The sequence below is a fragment of the Streptomyces sp. NPDC002784 genome (genome assembly GCF_053592135.1).
Genome location: NZ_JBSFVD010000004.1, coordinates 27,964 through 47,193, shown reverse-complemented (window position 1 = coordinate 47,193; position 19,230 = coordinate 27,964). Strand labels below are relative to the sequence as shown.

General features: G+C 72.0%; 21 protein-coding genes. 13 read left to right on the top strand and 8 right to left on the bottom strand.

Annotation, left to right across the window (positions count from 1 at the left end):
* Positions 1-16: 16 nt before the first annotated feature.
* From ACWD1Z_RS10130 to ACWD1Z_RS10100, 7 genes are all read right to left on the bottom strand, one after another.
* Positions 17-304 (bottom strand): DUF1416 domain-containing protein, encoded by a 288-nt coding sequence (locus ACWD1Z_RS10130; protein ID WP_315885701.1) that lies wholly within the window; start codon positions 302-304, stop codon positions 17-19.
* 34 nt (positions 305-338) lie between these two features.
* Positions 339-1,184 (bottom strand): sulfurtransferase, encoded by an 846-nt coding sequence (locus tag ACWD1Z_RS10125; RefSeq protein WP_451117236.1) that lies wholly within the window; start codon positions 1,182-1,184, stop codon positions 339-341.
* 125 nt (positions 1,185-1,309) lie between these two features.
* A complete protein-coding gene (locus tag ACWD1Z_RS10120) occupies positions 1,310-1,390 on the bottom strand; it encodes an Ms5788A family Cys-rich leader peptide (protein ID WP_350751515.1) in 81 nt (26 codons plus the stop codon).
* Positions 1,391-1,588: 198 nt separating this feature from the next.
* Entirely contained in the window at positions 1,589-2,314 is a 726-nt protein-coding gene (locus ACWD1Z_RS10115) for an LmeA family phospholipid-binding protein (protein WP_451117235.1), read from the bottom strand.
* A gap of 116 nt (positions 2,315-2,430) precedes the next feature.
* Positions 2,431-3,612 (bottom strand): hypothetical protein, encoded by a 1,182-nt coding sequence (locus ACWD1Z_RS10110; RefSeq protein WP_451117233.1) that lies wholly within the window; start codon positions 3,610-3,612, stop codon positions 2,431-2,433.
* Positions 3,613-3,615: 3 nt separating this feature from the next.
* Entirely contained in the window at positions 3,616-3,870 is a 255-nt protein-coding gene (locus tag ACWD1Z_RS10105) for a MoaD/ThiS family protein (RefSeq protein WP_451117231.1), read from the bottom strand.
* 58 nt (positions 3,871-3,928) lie between these two features.
* On the bottom strand, positions 3,929-4,801 hold the full coding sequence (locus tag ACWD1Z_RS10100) for an alpha/beta hydrolase (protein WP_451117229.1): 873 nt from the start codon (positions 4,799-4,801) through the stop codon (positions 3,929-3,931).
* 173 nt (positions 4,802-4,974) lie between these two features.
* On the opposite strand from ACWD1Z_RS10100, the gene ACWD1Z_RS10095 reads away from it, so the two are divergent.
* The 7 genes from ACWD1Z_RS10095 to ACWD1Z_RS10065 all read left to right on the top strand — a co-directional run bounded on the left by ACWD1Z_RS10095 (position 4,975) and on the right by ACWD1Z_RS10065 (position 12,520).
* Positions 4,975-5,754: a response regulator transcription factor gene (locus ACWD1Z_RS10095; protein ID WP_451117227.1), complete on the top strand. Its 780-nt coding sequence runs from the start codon at positions 4,975-4,977 to the stop codon at positions 5,752-5,754.
* An 84-nt stretch (positions 5,755-5,838) separates the two neighbouring features.
* Positions 5,839-6,861 carry a LacI family DNA-binding transcriptional regulator gene (locus ACWD1Z_RS10090; protein WP_451117226.1) on the top strand — a complete coding sequence of 341 codons (1,023 nt, stop codon included), beginning with the start codon at positions 5,839-5,841 and terminating at the stop codon, positions 6,859-6,861.
* A gap of 82 nt (positions 6,862-6,943) precedes the next feature.
* Positions 6,944-7,930: a S1C family serine protease gene (locus ACWD1Z_RS10085; protein WP_451117224.1), complete on the top strand. Its 987-nt coding sequence runs from the start codon at positions 6,944-6,946 to the stop codon at positions 7,928-7,930.
* A gap of 10 nt (positions 7,931-7,940) precedes the next feature.
* Positions 7,941-8,114: a hypothetical protein gene (locus ACWD1Z_RS10080; protein ID WP_451117222.1), complete on the top strand. Its 174-nt coding sequence runs from the start codon at positions 7,941-7,943 to the stop codon at positions 8,112-8,114.
* Between the two features lie 81 nt (positions 8,115-8,195).
* Positions 8,196-8,933, top strand: coding sequence for a response regulator transcription factor (locus tag ACWD1Z_RS10075; protein WP_451117220.1), 738 nt, complete (start codon positions 8,196-8,198; stop codon positions 8,931-8,933).
* Positions 8,930-10,363: a sensor histidine kinase gene (locus ACWD1Z_RS10070; RefSeq protein WP_451117218.1), complete on the top strand. Its 1,434-nt coding sequence runs from the start codon at positions 8,930-8,932 to the stop codon at positions 10,361-10,363. The genes ACWD1Z_RS10075 and ACWD1Z_RS10070 overlap by 4 nt, the downstream gene beginning before the upstream one ends.
* A gap of 81 nt (positions 10,364-10,444) precedes the next feature.
* Positions 10,445-12,520 (top strand): pectinesterase family protein, encoded by a 2,076-nt coding sequence (locus ACWD1Z_RS10065; protein ID WP_451117216.1) that lies wholly within the window; start codon positions 10,445-10,447, stop codon positions 12,518-12,520.
* Positions 12,521-12,615: 95 nt separating this feature from the next.
* Here ACWD1Z_RS10065 and ACWD1Z_RS10060 read toward each other — a convergent pair whose 3' ends face one another.
* The gene (locus tag ACWD1Z_RS10060) at positions 12,616-14,430 is read right to left on the bottom strand and encodes a bifunctional metallophosphatase/5'-nucleotidase (protein WP_451117214.1); all 1,815 of its coding nucleotides are present in this window, start codon (positions 14,428-14,430) and stop codon (positions 12,616-12,618) included.
* Between the two features lie 167 nt (positions 14,431-14,597).
* On the opposite strand from ACWD1Z_RS10060, the gene mshD reads away from it, so the two are divergent.
* The 6 genes from mshD (at position 14,598) to ACWD1Z_RS10030 (ending at position 19,102) form a co-directional block, all read left to right on the top strand.
* Positions 14,598-15,524, top strand: coding sequence for a mycothiol synthase (gene mshD, locus ACWD1Z_RS10055; protein WP_451117213.1), 927 nt, complete (start codon positions 14,598-14,600; stop codon positions 15,522-15,524).
* A gap of 99 nt (positions 15,525-15,623) precedes the next feature.
* A complete protein-coding gene (locus tag ACWD1Z_RS10050) occupies positions 15,624-16,010 on the top strand; it encodes a GntR family transcriptional regulator (RefSeq protein ID WP_389418014.1) in 387 nt (128 codons plus the stop codon).
* Entirely contained in the window at positions 16,007-16,909 is a 903-nt protein-coding gene (locus tag ACWD1Z_RS10045) for an ABC transporter ATP-binding protein (protein WP_451117211.1), read from the top strand. Before ACWD1Z_RS10050 ends, ACWD1Z_RS10045 begins: the two co-directional genes overlap by 4 nt.
* The gene (locus ACWD1Z_RS10040; RefSeq protein WP_451117209.1) at positions 16,906-17,901 is read left to right on the top strand and encodes an ABC transporter permease; all 996 of its coding nucleotides are present in this window, start codon (positions 16,906-16,908) and stop codon (positions 17,899-17,901) included. The genes ACWD1Z_RS10045 and ACWD1Z_RS10040 overlap by 4 nt, the downstream gene beginning before the upstream one ends.
* Before the next feature lie 89 nt (positions 17,902-17,990).
* Complete coding sequence (locus tag ACWD1Z_RS10035) at positions 17,991-18,206, top strand: hypothetical protein (protein WP_451117207.1); 216 nt, start codon at positions 17,991-17,993, stop codon at positions 18,204-18,206.
* Entirely contained in the window at positions 18,203-19,102 is a 900-nt protein-coding gene (locus ACWD1Z_RS10030) for a hypothetical protein (RefSeq protein WP_451117205.1), read from the top strand. Before ACWD1Z_RS10035 ends, ACWD1Z_RS10030 begins: the two co-directional genes overlap by 4 nt.
* Positions 19,103-19,230: the final 128 nt, after the last annotated feature.

Below are 19,230 nucleotides of genomic sequence, written 5' to 3'. Positions count from 1 at the left end.
GCCGTTCAGGGGTGCCTCAGACCGCGATCGCGACCTCCGCCAGGCCGCCCTGCTGGGCGACGACGGTACGGTCCGCGGTGCCGCCGGGCACCAGCGCCCGCACGGTCCACGTGCCCTCGGCCGCGTAGAAGCGGAACTGGCCCGTGGCGGAGGTGGGAACCTCCGCGGTGAACTCGCCGGTCGAGTCCAGCAGCCGGACGTAGCCGACGACGGGCTCGCCGTCCTTCGTCACCTGGCCCTGGATGGTGGTCTCACCGGGCTTGATCGTCGAGGCGTCGGGGCCGCCGGCCTTCGCTCCGCACATGTCGAATCTCCTGAGGGGTCTGGAAGGTCGGGGCTTACTTGTTCGCGCCGAGCTCGATCGGCACGCCGACGAGGGAGCCGTACTCGGTCCAGGAGCCGTCGTAGTTCTTGACGTTCTCCACGCCGAGCAGCTCGTGCAGCACGAACCAGGTCAGCGCCGAGCGCTCACCGATCCGGCAGTAGGCGATGGTGTCCTTGGCCAGGTCCACCTGCTCCTCGGCGTAGAGCTCCTTGAGCTCGTCGTCCGACTTGAAGGTGCCGTCGTCGTTGGCGTTCTTCGACCACGGGATGTTGCGGGCGGACGGGACGTGACCCGGGCGCTGCGACTGCTCCTGCGGCAGGTGGGCCGGGGCGAGCAGCTTGCCGGAGAACTCGTCGGGCGAGCGCACGTCGACCAGGTTCTGCGAACCGATCGCGGCGACCACGTCGTCCCGGAAGGCGCGGATGGATGTGTCCTGGGCCTTGGCCTTGTACTGGGTCGCCGGACGCTCGGGCACCTCGGTGCCGTCGACCAGCTCGCGGGCGTCCAGCTCCCACTTCTTGCGGCCGCCGTCGAGGAGCTTGACGTTCTCGTGGCCGTAGAGCTTGAAGTACCAGTAGGCGTAGGACGCGAACCAGTTGTTGTTGCCGCCGTAGAGGATCACCAGCGTGTCGTTGGCGATGCCCTTCGCCGACAGGAGCTTCTCGAAGCCCTCCTGGTCGATGAAGTCGCGGCGGACCGGGTCCTGCAGGTCCTTGGTCCAGTCGATGCGGATCGCGTTCTTGATGTGGTTCTTCTCGTAGGCGGACGTGTCCTCGTCCACCTCCACGATCGCGATGTTGCTGTCGTCCAGGTGCTCCTGGAGCCAGTCGGCGTCGACCAGGACGTCGCTGCGGCTCATGCTTGTTCTCCTCCGGGGCAGTTGCGGCGGGGCGTGCAAGTGAGAGGGGTGCGCGTTCCGGGTGCGGCGGCGCACGAGTGCCCTGGGCAGGGCGGCGGGGGATGCGAGGAGTCGGCGCTCTTCGCTCAGAAGGGGCGACAGAGCATGGCGGCGACGCGGCACAGGTCTACTGCCCGCCGCTTCGTGAGATCCGCCTGTCGCTTCATAGCTGCGATCGTAGGGAGAGACGGCCATGCGTGTCACCGGTGTGTCGCATGCTGAGACACGATCGTCCGGGATGTGGGATGAATGAGGGGCCGGGCCCCGCCCCGTACGGCTTTGGGCCCCCTGTATCCGTCGTCACATCTACGCTGCGGACGGCGCCGTCTCGCCCCTCGGACACCGGGCGTTCACCAACGGGCGTATTACCCCGCGAGCCGGACGTTCGAACCCCGCACCGCGATCTCCACGCCGTTCTCCGCCGCCTCGACCTTGTCCAGCTGGATGCCGCCCGGCAGGCCGTCGATCCGCTGCTCGAAGTCGGTGATCGAGCGGACCTCGCCCTCCGCCACCTCGACGACCAGGTTCGGCAGGTTGTCGGCGTGCACCTTCACGATGTCGCCGTCGACGGTGACCGTGCTGAGCACGGGGTAGGTCCGCGCCAGGCCCGCGGCCTCGACCTTGACGTTGACCTTGATCTTGCCGTTGCCGCCGTCGGAGAGGCCGACGACCTCGGCGGTCGCCCCGGGGAAGATCTGCCGCGGTTCCGACTCGGCGGCCTTGAGCAGTTCGTCGTAGGAGATGCTCGCGGTGCCGGTGGCGGTGGCCGCGGTGGCGGAGCTGTAGTCGCCGGAGAACCGCACGCCCTTCATGTTCGCCTGGAGATCGTCGATGCGGATCGTCTCGCCGGTGCCCGCGGTGGCCTCGTAGTCCGCTATGCCGATCTCGACGTCGTCCAGTTCACGGCCGGCCGCCTGGGTGAGGAAGGGGAAGCCGTTGATGGACACGTCGGGGGTGGTGGCGAGGTTCTCCGTGTTCTTCAGTTTCTCGGCGACCTCGTCCTCGGCGAACCCGACGGCCAGCCGGTCGGCGAGCACGAAGAGGCCGCCGAGCACGACGACGACGATCAGCAGTATCCGCAGTGCGCGCATTGTCGGTTTCCCCTACCCAGGCGGTCACGACGACCGGGTGGCCGCCCTGGGGGGAGAGTAACCCCGCGAGGTCCGGGGCCCGCCGGATTGTCGATCACCTGTGACAGGCGACCGCGCTATCCCAGCGCCCGTCCCAGCACGTAGACCGCCGGCGCCGCGGCCGCCAGCGGCAGTGCCACGCCCGCGGTGAAGTGGACGAACCTCGACGGGTAGTCGTAGCTCGCCACCCGGTGGCCGATCAGCGCGCAGCCGCCCGCCGCCGCGCCGAGCAGCGCGCCTCCGGCGCCCACGTCCGTCAGCCCGCCGACCGCGATGCCCGCACCCGCCGCGGCGAGCAGGGAGACGATCACCGAGGCCGGGGTGGGCAGCGGAAGGGCCCGGGCCACCAGGGCGACCGCCACCGCCGCCGCGCCCACCGTCACCGCGTCCGCCGCCGCGGCCAGGTACCCGGCCGCCACGATGGCCAGGGCCGCCGAGGCGACCGTCGCCATCAGGCCGTACATCCGCTCGTCCGGGTCGGCGTGGGAGCGGAGCTGGAGGACCAGGGCCAGCAGGACCCAGACGCCGAGGGTGCCGAGGATCGCCGAGGGGGCGCGGTCCGCGACCAGCAGCGCCACGTCCGCCGTCAGGGCGCCCGCGAAGGCCAGCGCGATGCCCTGGCGGGCCGGCCACATGCCGTTCAGCCGGAACCAGCCGGCCGCGGTGACGGCCTGGAGGACGACCAGCGGGACGAGGAGGGCGTACGTGCCGATCGCGGCGGTGCCCGACAGGAGCAGTCCCAGCAGGGCCGTCAGCGCCGCGGGCTGCATGCCGGGCTCGATGACCGGCGAGCGGCCCTCCAGGCGCGCCCGCTGGGCGTCGGTGACGCGGGCGTTGCCGCCGACGGTGGCCGGGCCGTAGCCGGACTCGCCGGCCGCGGGGTCCGGGGCCGGCGTCCGGGCCGGTTCCGGGGCGGGGGCCTCCGGGGGCAGCGGGGCCGCGTAGGGCTGGTACCCCTGCTGGGGCAGGTACGCCGTCTCCGCCGCCGACACCGGTGCCTGGACCTGCGTCTCCCAGGTCTGCCCCTGCCACTGCTGGGTGTACTGCTGGGCGGCCTGCGGGTCCTCGTACCCCTGCCACCCCTGCTGCGCCTGCTGCTGCCCGTACGGGTCGTAGGCGTCGTACCCGCCCTGATACGCCTGGTCGCCCTGGTACGCCTGGTCGCCCTGATACGCCTGCTCGCCCTGGTACCGCGGGTCGCCCTGGTAGGGCTGCTCACCTCGGTAGGGCTGTTCGCCGTGGTACGGCTGGTCGGTCATCGCTCATCCTCCTGCGAACGGCGGGAGCACCTCGACCGTGCCGCCGTCGGCCAGCCGTACCGTCTCATGCTCGCGGGTACCCACGGGGTCCCCGTCGATGAGGAAGGAGCATCGCAGCAGGACGCGCGAGAGTTCCCCGGGGTGCCGCGCCCGCACCGCGGCGAGCGCGTCCGCGAGCGTGGCCGCCTCGTACGGCTCCGCCGCGACCCCGGCCGCGGCCTTCGCGGCGGCCCAGTAGCGCACCGTGACCTTTGCCATCCCGTTCCTCTGTCCCTTCGGCCGCCGGCAGGTTTCCGCTCCTGCCGACAGGGCCAGGCTAGCCCGCCCGGCCGACGGCCCAGTGACCGATGCGGGCCAGCAGGTCGTCGGTGGCCGCGTGCTCGGCGTGGCCCATGCCCGGCTCCAGCCAGAGTTCGCCGTGGTCACCGGCGGCCTCGGCCAGCATGCGCGGGTGGTCGAGCGGGAAGTAGCCGTCGCGGTCGCCGTGCACGATCAGCAGCGGGGCCGGGGCGATCCCCGGCACCGACTCCACCGGGGACAGCGGCACCGGGCTCCAGTCCCGGTGGTGGATGCGGGTCCGCAGTCCGTAGCGGCCCACCAGGCGGCCCTCGGGGCGGGTTACCAGCCAGTGCAGGCGCCGCATAGGGGCCGTGCCCCGGTAGTACCAGCGGGCGGGGGCACTGACCGAAACCACCGCGTCCGTACGCGCTTCCGTGCGCCCCTCGCGCATCGGGCCCCCGGGTCCGTACAGCGCCCCGTGCCGCAGCACCACGGACCCGCCCATGGAGAAGCCCACCGTCACCACGCGCGTGTGCCCGAGACCCCGCGCCCACGCCACCGCGGCCGCCAGATCGAGCACCTCCCGGTCCCCCACCGTCGACCGCCCGCCCGAGCGGCCGTGGCCCCGGAAGGAGAACGTGACCACGGCCCCGTACTGCGCGAACGCGGTCGCCACCCGGCGCACGTGCGGGCGCTCCACATCACCCGTGAAGCCGTGCGCGACCACGAACACCGGGCCATCGGAAGGTGTCGTTCCGGCGTTGTATACGGGCCGGCCCGGTTCGTATACGGAATCGATGGCCACGCCGTCGTCGGTGCGCAGAAACGTCCGCATAGGGGTGCGTCTGGTCGTCTCAGAGTTCGGAACAGGCGTCGAACGCGCCACATGACCTGCCGGACCAGTCCTCATGTGGGCTATTGTGCTGGGCAGAGGACTCGGGCAGCGAAGCCCCCGGGTCCTTTTGTGCTTTCGGAAGCGTTGTATACGACGCGGGAAACCGCAGGTGTACGGAGCCTTCGGGAGGCAGAGCTGTACCGCTGTGCCGCAAACGTCCTCGCAGGGACCGAGGAGGAACCAGACGTATGAGTTCTCTGCTGCTCCTGACCAATGCCCTCCAGCCGTCGACGGAGGTGCTCCCGGCTCTCGGCCTGCTCCTGCACAACGTGCGAGTGGCCCCGGCCGAGGGCCCCGCCCTCGTCGACACCCCGGGCGCCGACGTCATCCTGATCGACGGCCGCCGTGATCTGCCGCAGGTGCGCAGCCTGTGCCAGCTGCTGCGCTCCACCGGACCCGGCTGCCCGCTCATCCTCGTCGTCACCGAGGGCGGTCTCGCCGCCGTCACCGCCGACTGGGGCATCGACGACGTGCTCCTGGACACCGCAGGACCGGCGGAGGTCGAGGCACGGCTGCGGCTGGCCATGGGCCGCCAGCAGATCGTCAACGACGACTCCCCCATGGAGATCCGCAACGGCGACCTCTCCGTCGACGAGGCGACCTACTCCGCGAAGCTCAAGGGCCGGGTCCTCGACCTCACCTTCAAGGAGTTCGAGCTCCTCAAGTACCTCGCCCAGCACCCGGGCCGCGTCTTCACCCGCGCGCAGCTGCTCCAGGAGGTCTGGGGCTACGACTACTTCGGCGGCACCCGCACGGTCGACGTGCACGTCCGGCGCCTGCGCGCCAAGCTCGGCCCCGAGCACGAGTCGCTGATCGGCACGGTCCGGAACGTGGGTTATCGATTCGTTACGCCCGAGAAGGGCGAGCGCGGCGCCGAGGAGCCGCGGGCCAAGGCGGCACCGCAAAAGGCGGAGGATGCGGACGAGACGGCCGTCCTGGACGGTGTCGAGGTCAGTGCGGACGCCTAGGACTCCCGGACCGCGCTCGGGCGGGGTGCAGCCGAGCTGCTTCACGCCCTGCCCAGAGCGGGTCCATCCGCGTAGACTCCGCGCGTGGCCAAGGTAACCAGGGATGATGTGGCGCGGCTGGCAGGAACCTCCACTGCCGTCGTCAGCTATGTCATCAACAACGGACCCCGGCCGGTTGCCCCGGCCACCCGCGAGCGTGTCCTCGCCGCGATCAAGGAGCTGGGGTACCGGCCCGACCGGGTCGCCCAGGCCATGGCCTCGCGGCGCACGGACCTCATAGGCCTGATCATCCCGGACGCGCGCCAGCCCTTCTTCGGGGAGATGGCGCACGCGGTCGAGCAGGCCGCCTCCGAGCGCGGGAAGATGGTTCTCGTCGGCAACACCGACTACGTCGGCGAGCGCGAGGTCCACTATCTGCGGGCCTTCCTGGGGATGCGGGTCTCCGGTCTGATCCTGGTCAGCCACGCGCTGAACGACCTGGCCGCCGCGGAGATCGACGCCTGGGACGCCCGGGTGGTACTGCTCCACGAACGCCCCGAGGCGATCGACGACGTCGCCGTCGTCACCGACGACCTCGGCGGCGCCCAGCTCGCCGTCCGGCATCTGCTGGAGCACGGCTACGACTACGTCGCCTGTATGGGCGGCACCGCCGAGACCCCCTCGGTCGGCGACCCGGTCTCCGACCACGTCGAGGGCTGGAAGCGCGCGATGGAGGAGGCCGGCCTCCCCACCGAGGGACGGCTCTTCGAGGCGCCGTACAACCGGTACGACGCCTACCGGATAGCGCTGGAGATCCTCGCCGGGCCCCGGCGTCCGCCGGCGATCTTCTGCTCCACCGACGACCAGGCGATCGGCGTGCTGCGGGCCGCCCGGGAGCTGCGCATCGAGGTGCCGGGCGAACTGGCCGTCGCCGGCTTCGACGACATCAAGGAGGCGGACCTGGCGGATCCGCCGCTGACCACGATCGCGAGCGACCGGTCCGCCATGGCCCGGGCCGCGGTCGACCTGGTGCTGGACGACGGTCTGCGAGTCGCCGGGTCCCGGCGGGAGCGGCTGAAGGTGTTCCCGTCGCGGCTCGTGGTCCGGCAGTCCTGCGGCTGCCCGTAACCGCCTTTACAACGGGCATACGAGGTTCTGTCGGGCTTCTCAGGAAGCGCTCAGGGAGCTCTCATCGTCGGGCGACAAGCTCATGGACATGACCGAGAGCTTCCGCCGCGACGGCGAGTACGAGCAGCACGCTTCGGCCTCCGTGCACCCGGAATGGCCGCCTCCGCCGGCACACCAGCCGACGCCCCGGGCCGAGGACGCCCCGCGCGGGAAGCGGGCCCGCGGCCCCCTCGCCCTCCTCGCCGCCGTCGCCCTGGTGGCCGCGGCCGTGGGCGGCGGGAGCGCCTACGCCGTCCAGGAGCTGACCGGCAGTGACACCGTCGCCGCCGGCACCACGACCACCAGCGTGGTGCCCGCCGCCAAGAAGGGCGACATCGCGGCCATCGCCGAGGCGGTCAGCCCCAGCATCGTCGAGATCAGCGCGGCGTCGAACTCCGGTGAGTCCACCGGCTCCGGCGTGATCATCACCAGCGACGGCGAGATCATCACCAACAACCACGTCATCTCCGGCGCCTCCTCGATCAAGGTGACGACCAGCGACGGCAAGGAGTACAGCGCCGAGGTCGTCGGCACCGACAGCGGCAAGGACCTCGCGCTGATCAAGCTCGCGGACGCCTCGGGACTGCAGGCGGCGAGCCTCGGCGACTCCGACGGCGTCCAGGTGGGTGACACGGTCGTGGCGATCGGCTCGCCCGAGGGCCTGACCGGCACCGTGACCAGCGGCATCGTCTCCGCGCTCGACCGCGATGTCACCGTCTCCACCGGCGAGGGCCAGCAGCAGCAGGGCGGCGGGGGCTGGCCGTTCGAGTTCGGCGGCCAGGAGTTCAACGGCGACACCGGCTCGTCCACGACGACGTACAAGGCGCTGCAGACCGACGCCTCGCTGAACCCGGGCAACTCCGGCGGCGCGCTGATCGACATGAACGGCGACATCATCGGCATCAACTCCGCGATGTACTCGTCGGCTTCGGCCTCCTCCGACGCCGGCAGCGTCGGCCTCGGCTTCGCCATCCCGGTCAACACCGTCAAGTCCGACCTCGCGAAGCTGCGGTCGGGTTCCCAGAACTGAGGGGTACGTCATGATCAAGCAGGTCTCGCACAGGGCCGCCGCCGACACCGACCCGGCGCGCTTCACGCTGGCCCTGGAGGTGGCGTACGAGCTGCACGCCCCCGCGCCGCCCCGGGCCGCCGAGCTGGCCACGGGCCGTACGGCCACCCGCCGCGCCCACCGCCGTACGCCCGCACGGGCCTGACCTGTCCCTCAACGCACCCGCTGGGAACATGCGACGCTGAAGGCGTCGACCCGTCCTTCCGCACCCGAGGAACCCGAGCCCATGAGCCCCGCCGATGGCGACCGTGACCCCCAGCGCATCCTGATCGTCGACGACGAGCCCGCGGTGCGGGAAGCCCTCCAGCGCAGTCTCGCCTTCGAGGGGTACGCCACGGAGGTGGCCGTCGACGGCGCGGACGCCCTGGAGAAGGCGGCGGCGTACCGTCCCGACCTCGTCGTCCTCGACATCCAGATGCCCCGCATGGACGGGCTGACCGCCGCGCGCCGCATCCGGGGGGCGGGCGACACGACGCCGATCCTCATGCTGACGGCCCGCGACACGGTCGGCGACCGGGTCACCGGGCTCGACGCGGGCGCCGACGACTACCTGGTCAAGCCGTTCGAACTGGACGAGCTGTTCGCCCGGGTCCGCGCCCTGTTGCGGCGCAGATCGTACGCGGCGGCGGCCGGGGCGGGGGCGGTCCAGGAGGACGAGGCCCTCACCTTCGCCGACCTGCGCATGAACCTGGCGACGCGGGAGGTGACACGGGGCGGGCGGCCGGTGGAGCTGACCCGCACGGAGTTCACCCTGCTGGAGATGTTCATGGCGCACCCGCGCCAGGTGCTGACGCGGGAGCAGATCCTGAAGGCGGTGTGGGGCTTCGACTTCGAGCCGTCGTCGAATTCGCTGGACGTGTACGTGATGTACCTGCGGCGCAAGACCGAGGCGGGCGGCGAGCCGCGGCTCGTGCACACGGTGCGGGGTGTGGGGTACGTGCTGCGGCAGGGCGGCGCGGAGTGAGAAGGGTGCTACGGCGCTTTCGGGCGCTGCCGATCCGGTCCCGGCTGGCGCTGCTGGTGGCGGCGGCGGTGGCGTTCGGGGTGGCGGCGGTTTCGGTGACCTGCTGGTTCATCGTGCAGGGGAAGCTGTACGAGCAGGTGGACAGCGACCTCAGGGACATGGTGAAGCGGCCCGGCACGGTGGCGTCGCTCCTTCAGAACTGCTCCCCGACTGCGCAGCCGGGCACCGGGGGGCGGTGGATTCCCAAGGACTACGTCCAGCTGATCAAGGAGGAGGGCGAGCCCTGTGTCGACCCCAACTCCCTGGGCATCGTCAAGGTCACCAGCTCCGACAGGGACGTGATCAGGGCTGCCACCCGCGACGAAGCGACCGTTCGCAACGGCAGCGACGAGGACGGCAACTCCGTGCGCGTCCTGACCTTGTACCTGGGCGTCGACTCGGCCGACTCACAAGGCGTCGCCCTGCTCGTGGCGACCCCCCTCAAGGGCACCGAGTCGACCCTCAACGACCTCGCCCTCATCCTCCTCCTCGTCTCCGGCATCGGAGTCCTCGGTGCCGGAGCCGCCGGCCTCGCCGTCGCCCGCGCGGGACTGCGCCCCGTGGACAAGCTCACCGAGGCCGTCGAACACGTGGCCCGCACCGAGGACTTGAACGTGCGCATCCCGGTGGACGAGGACAGCGAGGACGAGATCGCCCGCCTCTCCCGCTCCTTCAACTCCATGACCTCCTCCCTGGCCAGCTCCCGCGAGCTCCAGCAGCAGCTGATCGCCGACGCGGGCCACGAACTGCGCACCCCCCTCACCTCCCTGCGCACCAACATCGAACTCCTCACCCGCAGCGAGGAGACCGGCCGCCCCATCCCCCCGGAGGACCGCAAGGCCCTGCTCGCCTCGGTGAAGGCGCAGATGACGGAACTGGCCGCCCTGATCGGCGACCTCCAGGAACTGTCCCGCTCGGAGGGCCAGCGCGGCGAACGCGTCCAGGTGGTGCCGATGGAGGACACCGTCGAGTCCGCCCTGCGCCGGGCACGGCTCCGCGGACCGGAGCTGACGATCAGGGCCGACCTCCAGCCCTGGTACGTCCGCGCGGAGCCCACCGCGCTGGAGCGCGCGGTGGTGAACATCCTGGACAACGCGGTGAAGTTCAGCCCCGAGGGCGGCACCATCGAGGTGCAGCTCGCCGACGGCGTCCTCAGCGTCCGCGACCACGGCCCGGGCATCCCGGCCGAGGAACTCCCGCACGTCTTCGACCGCTTCTGGCGCTCCCCCAGCGCCCGCGCCCTCCCCGGCTCCGGCCTCGGCCTGTCCATCGTGGCCCGTACGGTCCAGCAGGCGGGCGGCGAGGTGTCGCTGGCCCGCGCGGAGGGCGGCGGCACGATCGCGACGGTGCGGCTGCCGGGGGCGCCGACGCCCCCGCCGGACCTGCCGTAGGTCCGCGGCAACCTTCCCGCCCGCCGTGGCGACTCCACGTCGACCCGCCCCGTACCTGCCGGATCGAAACGGAGCCGACGCATGGACGCCCCCCACGCCTCCCCCGAGGACCACCCCCGCCGCAAGCCGCGGCACCGCAGAAGGAACACCGTGCCGGCGGTCGGGCTCCTGCTGGCCCTGACCGCGGCCGGAGTCGTCGCCTACACCCCCTTCCTGGGTGACGACGCCCAGTCCACGGCCTCCGCGGCTACCGCCCCCGCCTGGGCGACCGCCACCGCGGACGGCTTCGCCTCCGTCGACTCGCTCGGCCAGAACGGCACCTACGGCGGCCGGGACGGCAGGACGGTCACCGTGAGGACGCTCGCGGAGCTGGAGAAGTACGCGACCGCGGCCGAGCCGTACGTCATCGTCGTAGTGGGGACGATCACCATGAACCCGGTCGGGAAGGAGATCAAGGTCGCCAGCGACAAGACGATCGTCGGCTCCGGGACCTCCGGGCAGATCGTCGGCGGCGGCTTCTTCCTCGGCACCGGCGTGCACAACGTGATCATCCGGAACCTGACCATCCGGGACTCGTACCAGGGCGTCCGGAACGACAAGGACCACGACTTCGACGCCGTCCAGATGGACGGCGCGCACCACGTCTGGATCGACCACAACGACCTGCGTCACATGGCGGACGGCCTGATCGACGTCCGCAAGGACAGCACGAACATCACGGTCTCCTGGAACAGGCTGAGCAACAACAACAAGACGTTCGGCATCGGCTGGACCGAGAACCTCGTCACCGACATCACGATCCACCACAACTGGTTCCGCGAGACGGAGCAGCGCAACCCGTCGACGGACAACGCGGCCCACGCGCACCTGTACAACAACTACCTGGAGGACGCGGCGGGCACCGCCATCAACTCCTCCTACGGCAACTACGCGCGCGGCCGGACCAGGATGGTCCTGGAGAACTCCTACTTCCAGGGCGTCAAGAACCCCGTCATCAAGGACAGCACGGCGGCCATCGTCCAGAAGGGCAACACCTTCGCCGGCACGAGCGGCCGCAACGAGTCCGGCGGCACCGCCTTCGACCCGAGGGCGCACTACGCGTACACGCCGGACCGGACGGCGGACGTGCCGGCGCTGCTGAAGTCGGGGACGGGCCCGCGCAGTTCCGTCGGGACCACGACCACCCTGGCGGCCGCCGCGACCACGCTCACGGTCGCCAAGGACGGCAGCGGCCAGTACGCCACGGTCCAGGCCGCCGTGAACGCCGTACCCGCGAACAACCCCTCCCGGGTGGTCATCGCCGTCAGGCCGGGCACGTACCGCGAGACGGTCAAGGTCCCGGCGAACAAGCCGCACGTCACGATCCAGGGCACGGGCGGCAGCCGCAAGGACACGGTGATCGTCCACGACAACGCCTCGGGCACCCCGAAGCCGGACGGCTCGGGCACTTACGGCACCTCGGGCAGCGCCACGGTCGCCGTGGAGGCGGACGACTTCCAGGCCCGCAACCTCACGATCACGAACGACTTCGACGAGGCGGCGAACCAGTCCCTGAGCGGGCACCAGGCAGTCGCCCTGCGCACGGCCGCCGACAGGGTCTACCTCGACTCGCTCATCGTCGACGGCGACCAGGACACCCTGCTGCTGGACACGGCGGCCAAGGACAAGCTGGGCCGGGTCTACGTCCGCAACTCCTACATCACCGGCAACGTCGACTTCATCTTCGGCCGGGCGACGGCCGTGATCGACCAGTCGGTCATCACGCTGAAGAAGCGCTGGAACGGCACGTCAGCGGGTTACATCACCGCGCCCAGCACCGCCGCCGACCGCAAGGGCATCCTGATCAACCGCTCGGCGGTCACCGGAGACGTGACCGCGGGGAGCTTCTACCTCGGCCGCAACTGGCACGCCGGCGGCGACGCCGCCCTCCGCCCCCAGACAACGGTCCGCGACACCACCCTGAGCGCCGCCGTGAAGTCCACCCCCTGGTCCGACATGGGCGGCTTCCCCTGGAAGAACGACCGCTTCGCGGAGTACCGGAACACGGGCCCGGGCGCGGGCCCCGCAACCAGCGACCGCCCCCACCTCACCGACCTCCAGGCAGCGGACCAGGAGGTCACGGACTGGCTGGGCGACTGGACGCCCACGGCTTCCTGAAACACGGCCGAGGCGGGGCCCGGAGAGGAAGATCCCCGGACCCCGCCTCGTGGCGGTTCGGCCTCAGCTCTGGTTGACGGCCGCTTCTTCGCGACTCAGCTCACGATCGTGATCCGGTTCGCCGTCGGCGGCGCGAGGGGGTTGCCCGCCGAGGAGTTGGCCGTCAGGTACTGCTCCAGGGCCGTCAGGTCGTCGGCACCGACGAGGTCGTTGGTGCCCTGGCCCAGGGTGGTGAAGCCGTCGCCGCCGCCCGCGAGGAAGCTGTTGGTCGCGACGCGGTAGGTGGCGGCCGGGTCGATCGCGGCGCCGTCGAGCTTGATGGAGTCCGTCACCACCCGGTCGGCACCGGTCTTCGTCAGGTCCAGCGTGTACGTCAGACCCGCCGACGGCTGCAGGATCTTCGGCGCGCTCGCGTTCGCGCCGCTGACCTGCTCCTTGAGCACCTGGATCAGCTGCGTGCCGGTGAGGTCCTGGAGGTTCACCGTGTTGGAGAACGGCTGGACGGTGAAGCCCTCGGCGTAGGTGACCACGCCGTCGCCCTCGGTGCCCTTGGCCGCGTAGGTCAGCCCGGCCCGCACCCCGCCCGGGTTCATCAGCGCCAGGTCGGTCCCGGGGTCCAGCTGCTTGCCGTGGGCGAGCTGCGCGTCGGCGATGAGGTCGCCCATCGGGGACTCGGTGCCGGTGCTCGGGACGTCGGCGGAGATGTAGCCGATCGCGCGGTTGCCGACCGGCGCCGCGAGACGGTTCCACTCGGTGATCAGGTCGGTCATGTCGGGCGCCTTGGCGACGTCCCGGGTGACCACGTGGTTCGTCGCCTGCACGGCCGTACGGGCGATGTCACCCGTCCAACGGTCGTACGTCAGCGTCGTGTCCGTGTAGAGGCGGCCGAAGGAGGCGGCCGAGGTGACCGTGCGCGGCTTGCCCGACGGGTCGTTGATCGTGCAGGCGTAGGCCGCGTGGGTGTGGCCGGTGACCAGCGCGTCGACCTGCGGGGTGACGTTCTTGGCGATGTCGACGATCGGGCCCGATATGCCGTCCCCGGCGCCCGGCGAGTCGCAGTCGTAGTTGTACGCCGCCGAGGCCGGGGCCCCGCCCTCGTGGATCAGCGCGACGATCGACTTGACGCCCTGGCGCTGCAGCTCGCGGGCGTACTTGTTGATCGTCTCGACCTCGTCCTTGAACTTCAGGCCCTTGACGCCCTCCGCGGAGACGACACCCGGGGTGTCCTCCAGGGTCACGCCGATGAAGCCGATCTTGACGTCCTTCTTCTTCCAGACCCAGTACGGCTTGAGCAGCGGCTTGCCGGACTTCTCGTTCAGGACGTTCGCCGCGAGGTAGGGGAAGTCGGCGCCCTCGAACTCCCGGTCCTCGACATAGCAGCCGGCGGTCTCGTGGCAGCCGCCGTACTGCAGGCGCTTGAGCTCCGCGGGACCCTCGTCGAACTCGTGGTTGCCGACGCTGGTGACGTCCAGGTCGAGCTTGTTCAGCGCCTCGATGGTGGGCTCGTCGTGGAACAGGCCCGAGATCAGCGGGGAGGCGCCGACCATGTCGCCGCCGGCCGCGGTGACAGAGTACGCGTTGCCCTGGCGGGCCTGACGCAGGTGGGTGGCGAGGTACTCGACACCGCCCGCGTTGATGGCCTCGGTGGTGCCGTCCTCCTTCAGGTGGGTGACCCGGCCGGAGGAGCCGGACGGCGGCTCCAGGTTGCCGTGCAGGTCGTTGAAGGACAGCAGCTGGACGTCCTGGTAGCGGCTCGAGTGGCCGCCCTTGCGGTCGCCCTCCTCCGCGGTGGCCGTCGCCGGCAGCGCGGCGGCCAGGGCGCCCGCCGTGGCGAGGCCCGCCGCCGCGGTGAGGATCAGATGCGTCCGGTGTCTGCGGCGGTGCTCCGGCTGAGTGGACATGGCTGGCATACGCCCCCCTCTGTGAGTCGTACGAGCGGAAGAGAGTCATGAGAGGGCGGTGATCGCCCGGGGCGCAGCCTAGAGTCAACGCGCGTAGCGCGGAAGGAGGTTCCGGGTTACATCCTGGTTTCCCTTTTGCCGCCGGTCCGGCCTGGCCTCGGCTTACCCTCGTACGCATGACCAGCGACGACACCGTACGGCCCGGTGGGGGCCGCTCCATCGAGACCCACTCCGCACTCTCCCCCGACCGCACCGAGGCGGTGCTCGCCCTGCTCGCCGAGGCCGCCCTGCGGGACGGCCAGCAGGCGGTGTCCGAGCAGGGACGGCTGCAACTGCGCGGCGGCGAGCGCGAGGGCGTCTCGCATCTGCTGCTCACGGTCGACTCCGAACTCGTCGGGTACGCCCAGCTGGAGGACACCGATCCGGTGGAGGCGCCGGCCGCCGAACTGGTCGTCCACCCCGCGCACCGCGGGCACGGCCACGGGCGGGCGCTCGGCTCGGCCCTCCTCGCCGCCTCCGGCAAGCGGCTGCGGGTGTGGGCGCACGGCGGGCACTCGGCGGCCCGGCATCTGGCGCAGGTGCTGGGTCTGACGCTGTTCCGTGAACTGCGGCAGATGCGGCGGTCCTTGGCGGACCTGGATCTGGCCGAGCCGGTATTGCCCGCGGATGTGACGGTACGGACCTTTGTGCCCGGACAGGACGACGCGGCGTGGCTCGCGGTGAACGCCGCCGCGTTCGCCCACCATCCCGAGCAGGGTTCTCTCACCCAGCGTGATCTCGACGACCGGATGGGCGAGCCGTGGTTCGACCCCGCGGGGTTCTTCCTGGCGGAGCGGGCGGGGGAGCTGGTCGGCTACCACTGGACCAAGGTGCATGCCGAGGAGGGGCTCGGCGAGGTGTACGTCCTCGGCGTGCGGCCGGGGGCGCAGGGGGGCGGGCTGGGGAAGGCCCTGACGGCGGTGGGTCTGCGGCACCTCGCGGGGCGGGGGGTGCGGGACGCGATGCTGTATGTCGACGCGGACAACAAGGCGGCGGTGTCCGTGTATGAGGGGATGGGGTTCGTGACGTACGAGACGGATTTGATGTACCGGACGGAGACGTAGCGCGGGAGGGGGGCGCGGGGGGCCCGGAACCACGCTTGACTTTCGGGCCCCCCTACACCACCCTTTCACTACTCAATTAGTGAAAGGGTGGTGGACGGAGTGGTCGAGTACCGCATCGACCGGCGCAGTGGCGTCGCCACCTACCTGCAGATCGTCCAGCAGACCAAGCAGGCCCTGCGCCTGGGGCTGCTGGCGCCAGGGGACAAGCTCCCCACGGCGCGGGAGGTGGTGGAGGCGACGGCCATCAACCCGAACACGGTGCTGAAGGCCTACCGCGAGCTGGAGCGCGAGGGCCTGGTCGAGGCCCGCCGCGGCCTCGGCACCTTCGTGACGAGGTCGCTGGGTGCCGCGCCCGCCGACTCCCCGCTGCGCGGCGAACTGACGGACTGGGCGGCGCGGGCCCGCGCGGCGGGCCTGGAGCACGACGACGTGGCGGCCCTTTTCACCGCCGTACTGGAAAAACACTTCAAGGGGGACGAAGCATGAGCGAGATCGCCATAGAGGCGGCGGGACTGAGCAAGAGATTCCGTCGGCGACTGCGCCCGCGAGGGCGGACCACCGGTCTGGAGCGGCTCGACTTCCGGCTTCCCGCCGGAGCCGTGTGCGCCCTCGTCGGCCCGAACGGCGCCGGCAAGTCCACCCTGCTCGCCCTCGCCGCCGGGCTGCTGCGGCCCAGCGGGGGCACCGTCACCGTCCTCGGCACCACCCCGGCCGCGGCCCGCGAGCGCCTCGCCTACGTGGCCCAGGACAAGCCCCTGCACCCCCAGCTCACCGTCGCCGCCACCCTGCGGCTCGGCCGCGAACTGAACCCCCGGCGCTGGGACGGCGCCGCCGCCGAGCGGATCGTCGCCGACGGCGACCTGGACCCGGACGCCAGGATCCGCACCCTCTCCGGCGGCCAGCGCACCCGGGTCGCCCTCGCCCTGGCCCTCGGCAAGCGCCCCGAACTGCTGCTGCTGGACGAGCCGATGGCCGACCTCGACCCGCTCGCCCGGCACCAGCTGACCGGCACCCTGATGGCGGACGCCGCCGAACACGGCACCACGGTTGTCATGTCCTCGCACGTGGTGGCGGAGCTGGAGGGCTCCTGCGATCACCTCCTGCTGCTCGGCGCCGGCCGGATCCGGCTCGCCGGGCCCCTGGAGGACGTGCTCGCCGCGCACACCCTCGTCACCGGCCGCGCCGGGGACTCCCTCGCCCCGCACACCGTCGTCGAGTCCCGCACCACCGGACGCCAGCTCACCGCGCTGATCCGCCCCGAGGGCCCGGTCGCCCCCGCCTGGCAGCCCACCGAGCCGACCCTGGAGGAGCTGGTCCTGGCCCACCTGCGCTCCCCCGACGCCCCGGCCCTCGCCTTCCGCGACACCCAGGAGGCGGCCGCATGACCGCCGTGACCGTGCGGGCGACCGCCACCGCCCCCCGCTCCCGCGGTTCCCGCGGGCTGGTCCGGGGACTGCTCCGGGTGCACCGGTCGGCGCTGCTGTTCTGGCTGATGCTGGTGGCGGTGGCCGCGGGCGCACTGCTGTGGGCGTACGGCCCGGGTGCCGACGCCGCCTGGGCCGAGTACCGGGACGCGGGCTGCGGCTCCGGGGAGCCGAGCCTGGGCTGCGACCTCACCGGCCCCGCCTTCGCCCGGTACGACGACATCCTCGCCGCCGGCGGCACCCTGCTCGGGCTCGCGCCGCTGCTCATCGCCGCCTGGGCGGGCGGCGCGCTCATCGGCCGCGAACTGGAGAACGGCACCGCCCAGTGGGCCTGGGTCCAGTCCGTCTCCCCCGCGCGCTGGCTGGCCGCCAAGCTCGCGGTTCCGGCCGCCCTGCTCACCGCCGGCATGCTGACGCTCACCCTGCTGCACCGGCTGGTGTGGGGGTCCTCGGGCGAGAGCCTGCACCGGATGATGGGCTGGCGCACCTGGCACAGCGTCTACCTGGCCAACGGCACCACCGCCACCGCCTACGCACTGCTGGGCCTGGCCGTCGGCGCCCTGGTCGGCCTGCTCCTGCCGCGCGCCCTGCCCGCCCTCGCGGTCGCGCCCCTGGCCGTCCTGGCGCTCTCCGACCGGCTGGACGCACTGCGCCCGCACCTGTGGCCGACGGACCTGGTGACCGCCACGGACGACTACCCCGAGCACGTCGGCCTGATCGTCGAGGGCGGCGCCCTCACCAGCGACGGCGCCCACGTCCCGATCCCGGACTGCATGGGCACGCAGGGCTGCCTCTCCGAGCGCGACATCACCGGCTTCTACGCCTACTACCACCCCGCCGACCACTTCTGGCCCCTCCAGCTCGTGGAGACCGCCCTCGTCCTCACCGTCACGGCCGCCGCGGTGTGGGCCTGCTTCGCCCTACTGAAGCGCCGCACGGGAGCCGCCACATGACCCCCCTGACCGCCACGCCCGTCCCCACGCCCCGGCGGACGCCTGCGGACCTGGTTCGCGCCGCTGAAGCGCCGCACCAGAGCCGCCACATGACCACCCCGACCGCCACGCCCGGCCCCACGGGCCACCCCACCCGCCGCATGACCACCCTCACCGCCGTGGCCGCCCTTGCGGACCGTCCCACCCCCCGCACAACCCCCCTCACCACCACACCCCTCCCCCCGAGCCACCCCACCCCCCGCCCCGGCGGACGGCCGCGGGCCCGCTTCGCGCCGCTGAAGCGCCGTATCGGAGCCGCCGCATGACCGCCCTCACCGCGACCGCCGTCCCCGCGGGCCGCCCCGCCCTCCGGCCCGGTGGACTGCTCTGGGCCGTGCTGCGGCTGCACCGCACCGCGCTGGTCCTGTGGGGCCTCGCCCTGTTCGCGGCCGCCGCCTTCCTGGTCCGGCTGGCCGCCCTCGCGGACGAGGCCGAGCGCGGCAGCGGCGCCTGCGCCATCCCGGCCCACGACGGGCTGCCGTCCTGCGCGGCGGTCGACGCGATCACCGCGGACGAGACGTACTCCACCGGCATCGCCCTCGTCACCGGCGCCCTGGCCTTCCTGATCTTCCCGGTGGCCGCCTGGGCGGGCGGCGTGCTCATCGGCCGTGAGCTGGAGAACGGCACCGCCCAGTGGGCCTGGACGCAGTCCGTCTCCCCCACGCGCTGGCTGGCCGCCAAGCTCGCCGTCCCCGCCGCGCTGCTCACCGCGGGCACGAGCGCCGTGGTCCTGCTGGGCGCATGGGCGCGCGGGGAGGACAACCCGAACCTGGTCGGGGACTGGTACCACCCGGACGTCTTCGTCGGCACCGGCCCGACCGCCGTCGCCCACGCCCTCGCCGGGCTCGCCCTCGGCGCCCTCGCCGGGATGCTGTTCGCACGGGCACTGCCCGCCGCCGGGGCCGCCCTCACCGCCTCGCTGGTCCTCTTCAACCTGCTGGAACGCCATCGTGAAGACCTCTGGCCGACGGTCACCCGCGACAAGGCCGGCTGGGAGGTGCCCCGCTCGGCCATGCCCGTCTCCTCCACCCAGACCCAGGTCAGCGTCCACCCCCGGTCGCACTTCTGGCCGCTGCAGTACGTGGAGAGCGGCATCCTCCTCGCCGTCGCGGCCGTCGCCGTGCTGACCGCCTTCCGACTGCTGCGCCGTCGGACCGTCTGAATCTCCGGGACCGGACGTCCCTCCTACGGGGGGAGGGACGTCCGGTCCCGGCATGCGGACGTCCGGGAGCCGCCGCCCGCACGTCCGGTCCCGGCATGCGGACGTCCGGGAGCCGCCGCCCGGTGTCC

What these genes read in the sequence shown, in the direction of transcription:
- ACWD1Z_RS10130 (WP_315885701.1), bottom strand. Translation starts at nt 304, where the DNA reads ATGTGCGGAGCGAAGGCCGGCGGCCCCGACGCCTCGACGATCAAGCCC.
- ACWD1Z_RS10125 (WP_451117236.1), bottom strand. Translation starts at nt 1,184, where the DNA reads ATGAGCCGCAGCGACGTCCTGGTCGACGCCGACTGGCTCCAGGAGCAC.
- ACWD1Z_RS10120 (WP_350751515.1), bottom strand. Translation starts at nt 1,390, where the DNA reads ATGAAGCGACAGGCGGATCTCACGAAGCGGCGGGCAGTAGACCTGTGC.
- ACWD1Z_RS10115 (WP_451117235.1), bottom strand. Translation starts at nt 2,314, where the DNA reads ATGCGCGCACTGCGGATACTGCTGATCGTCGTCGTCGTGCTCGGCGGC.
- ACWD1Z_RS10110 (WP_451117233.1), bottom strand. Translation starts at nt 3,612, where the DNA reads ATGACCGACCAGCCGTACCACGGCGAACAGCCCTACCGAGGTGAGCAG.
- ACWD1Z_RS10105 (WP_451117231.1), bottom strand. Translation starts at nt 3,870, where the DNA reads ATGGCAAAGGTCACGGTGCGCTACTGGGCCGCCGCGAAGGCCGCGGCC.
- ACWD1Z_RS10100 (WP_451117229.1), bottom strand. Translation starts at nt 4,801, where the DNA reads ATGAGGACTGGTCCGGCAGGTCATGTGGCGCGTTCGACGCCTGTTCCG.
- ACWD1Z_RS10095 (WP_451117227.1), top strand. Translation starts at nt 4,975, where the DNA reads ATGAGTTCTCTGCTGCTCCTGACCAATGCCCTCCAGCCGTCGACGGAG.
- ACWD1Z_RS10085 (WP_451117224.1), top strand. Translation starts at nt 6,944, where the DNA reads ATGGACATGACCGAGAGCTTCCGCCGCGACGGCGAGTACGAGCAGCAC.
- ACWD1Z_RS10080 (WP_451117222.1), top strand. Translation starts at nt 7,941, where the DNA reads ATGATCAAGCAGGTCTCGCACAGGGCCGCCGCCGACACCGACCCGGCG.
- ACWD1Z_RS10075 (WP_451117220.1), top strand. Translation starts at nt 8,196, where the DNA reads ATGAGCCCCGCCGATGGCGACCGTGACCCCCAGCGCATCCTGATCGTC.
- ACWD1Z_RS10065 (WP_451117216.1), top strand. Translation starts at nt 10,445, where the DNA reads ATGGACGCCCCCCACGCCTCCCCCGAGGACCACCCCCGCCGCAAGCCG.
- ACWD1Z_RS10060 (WP_451117214.1), bottom strand. Translation starts at nt 14,430, where the DNA reads ATGCCAGCCATGTCCACTCAGCCGGAGCACCGCCGCAGACACCGGACG.
- mshD (WP_451117213.1), top strand. Translation starts at nt 14,598, where the DNA reads ATGACCAGCGACGACACCGTACGGCCCGGTGGGGGCCGCTCCATCGAG.
- ACWD1Z_RS10045 (WP_451117211.1), top strand. Translation starts at nt 16,007, where the DNA reads ATGAGCGAGATCGCCATAGAGGCGGCGGGACTGAGCAAGAGATTCCGT.
- ACWD1Z_RS10040 (WP_451117209.1), top strand. Translation starts at nt 16,906, where the DNA reads ATGACCGCCGTGACCGTGCGGGCGACCGCCACCGCCCCCCGCTCCCGC.
- ACWD1Z_RS10035 (WP_451117207.1), top strand. Translation starts at nt 17,991, where the DNA reads ATGACCACCCCGACCGCCACGCCCGGCCCCACGGGCCACCCCACCCGC.
- ACWD1Z_RS10030 (WP_451117205.1), top strand. Translation starts at nt 18,203, where the DNA reads ATGACCGCCCTCACCGCGACCGCCGTCCCCGCGGGCCGCCCCGCCCTC.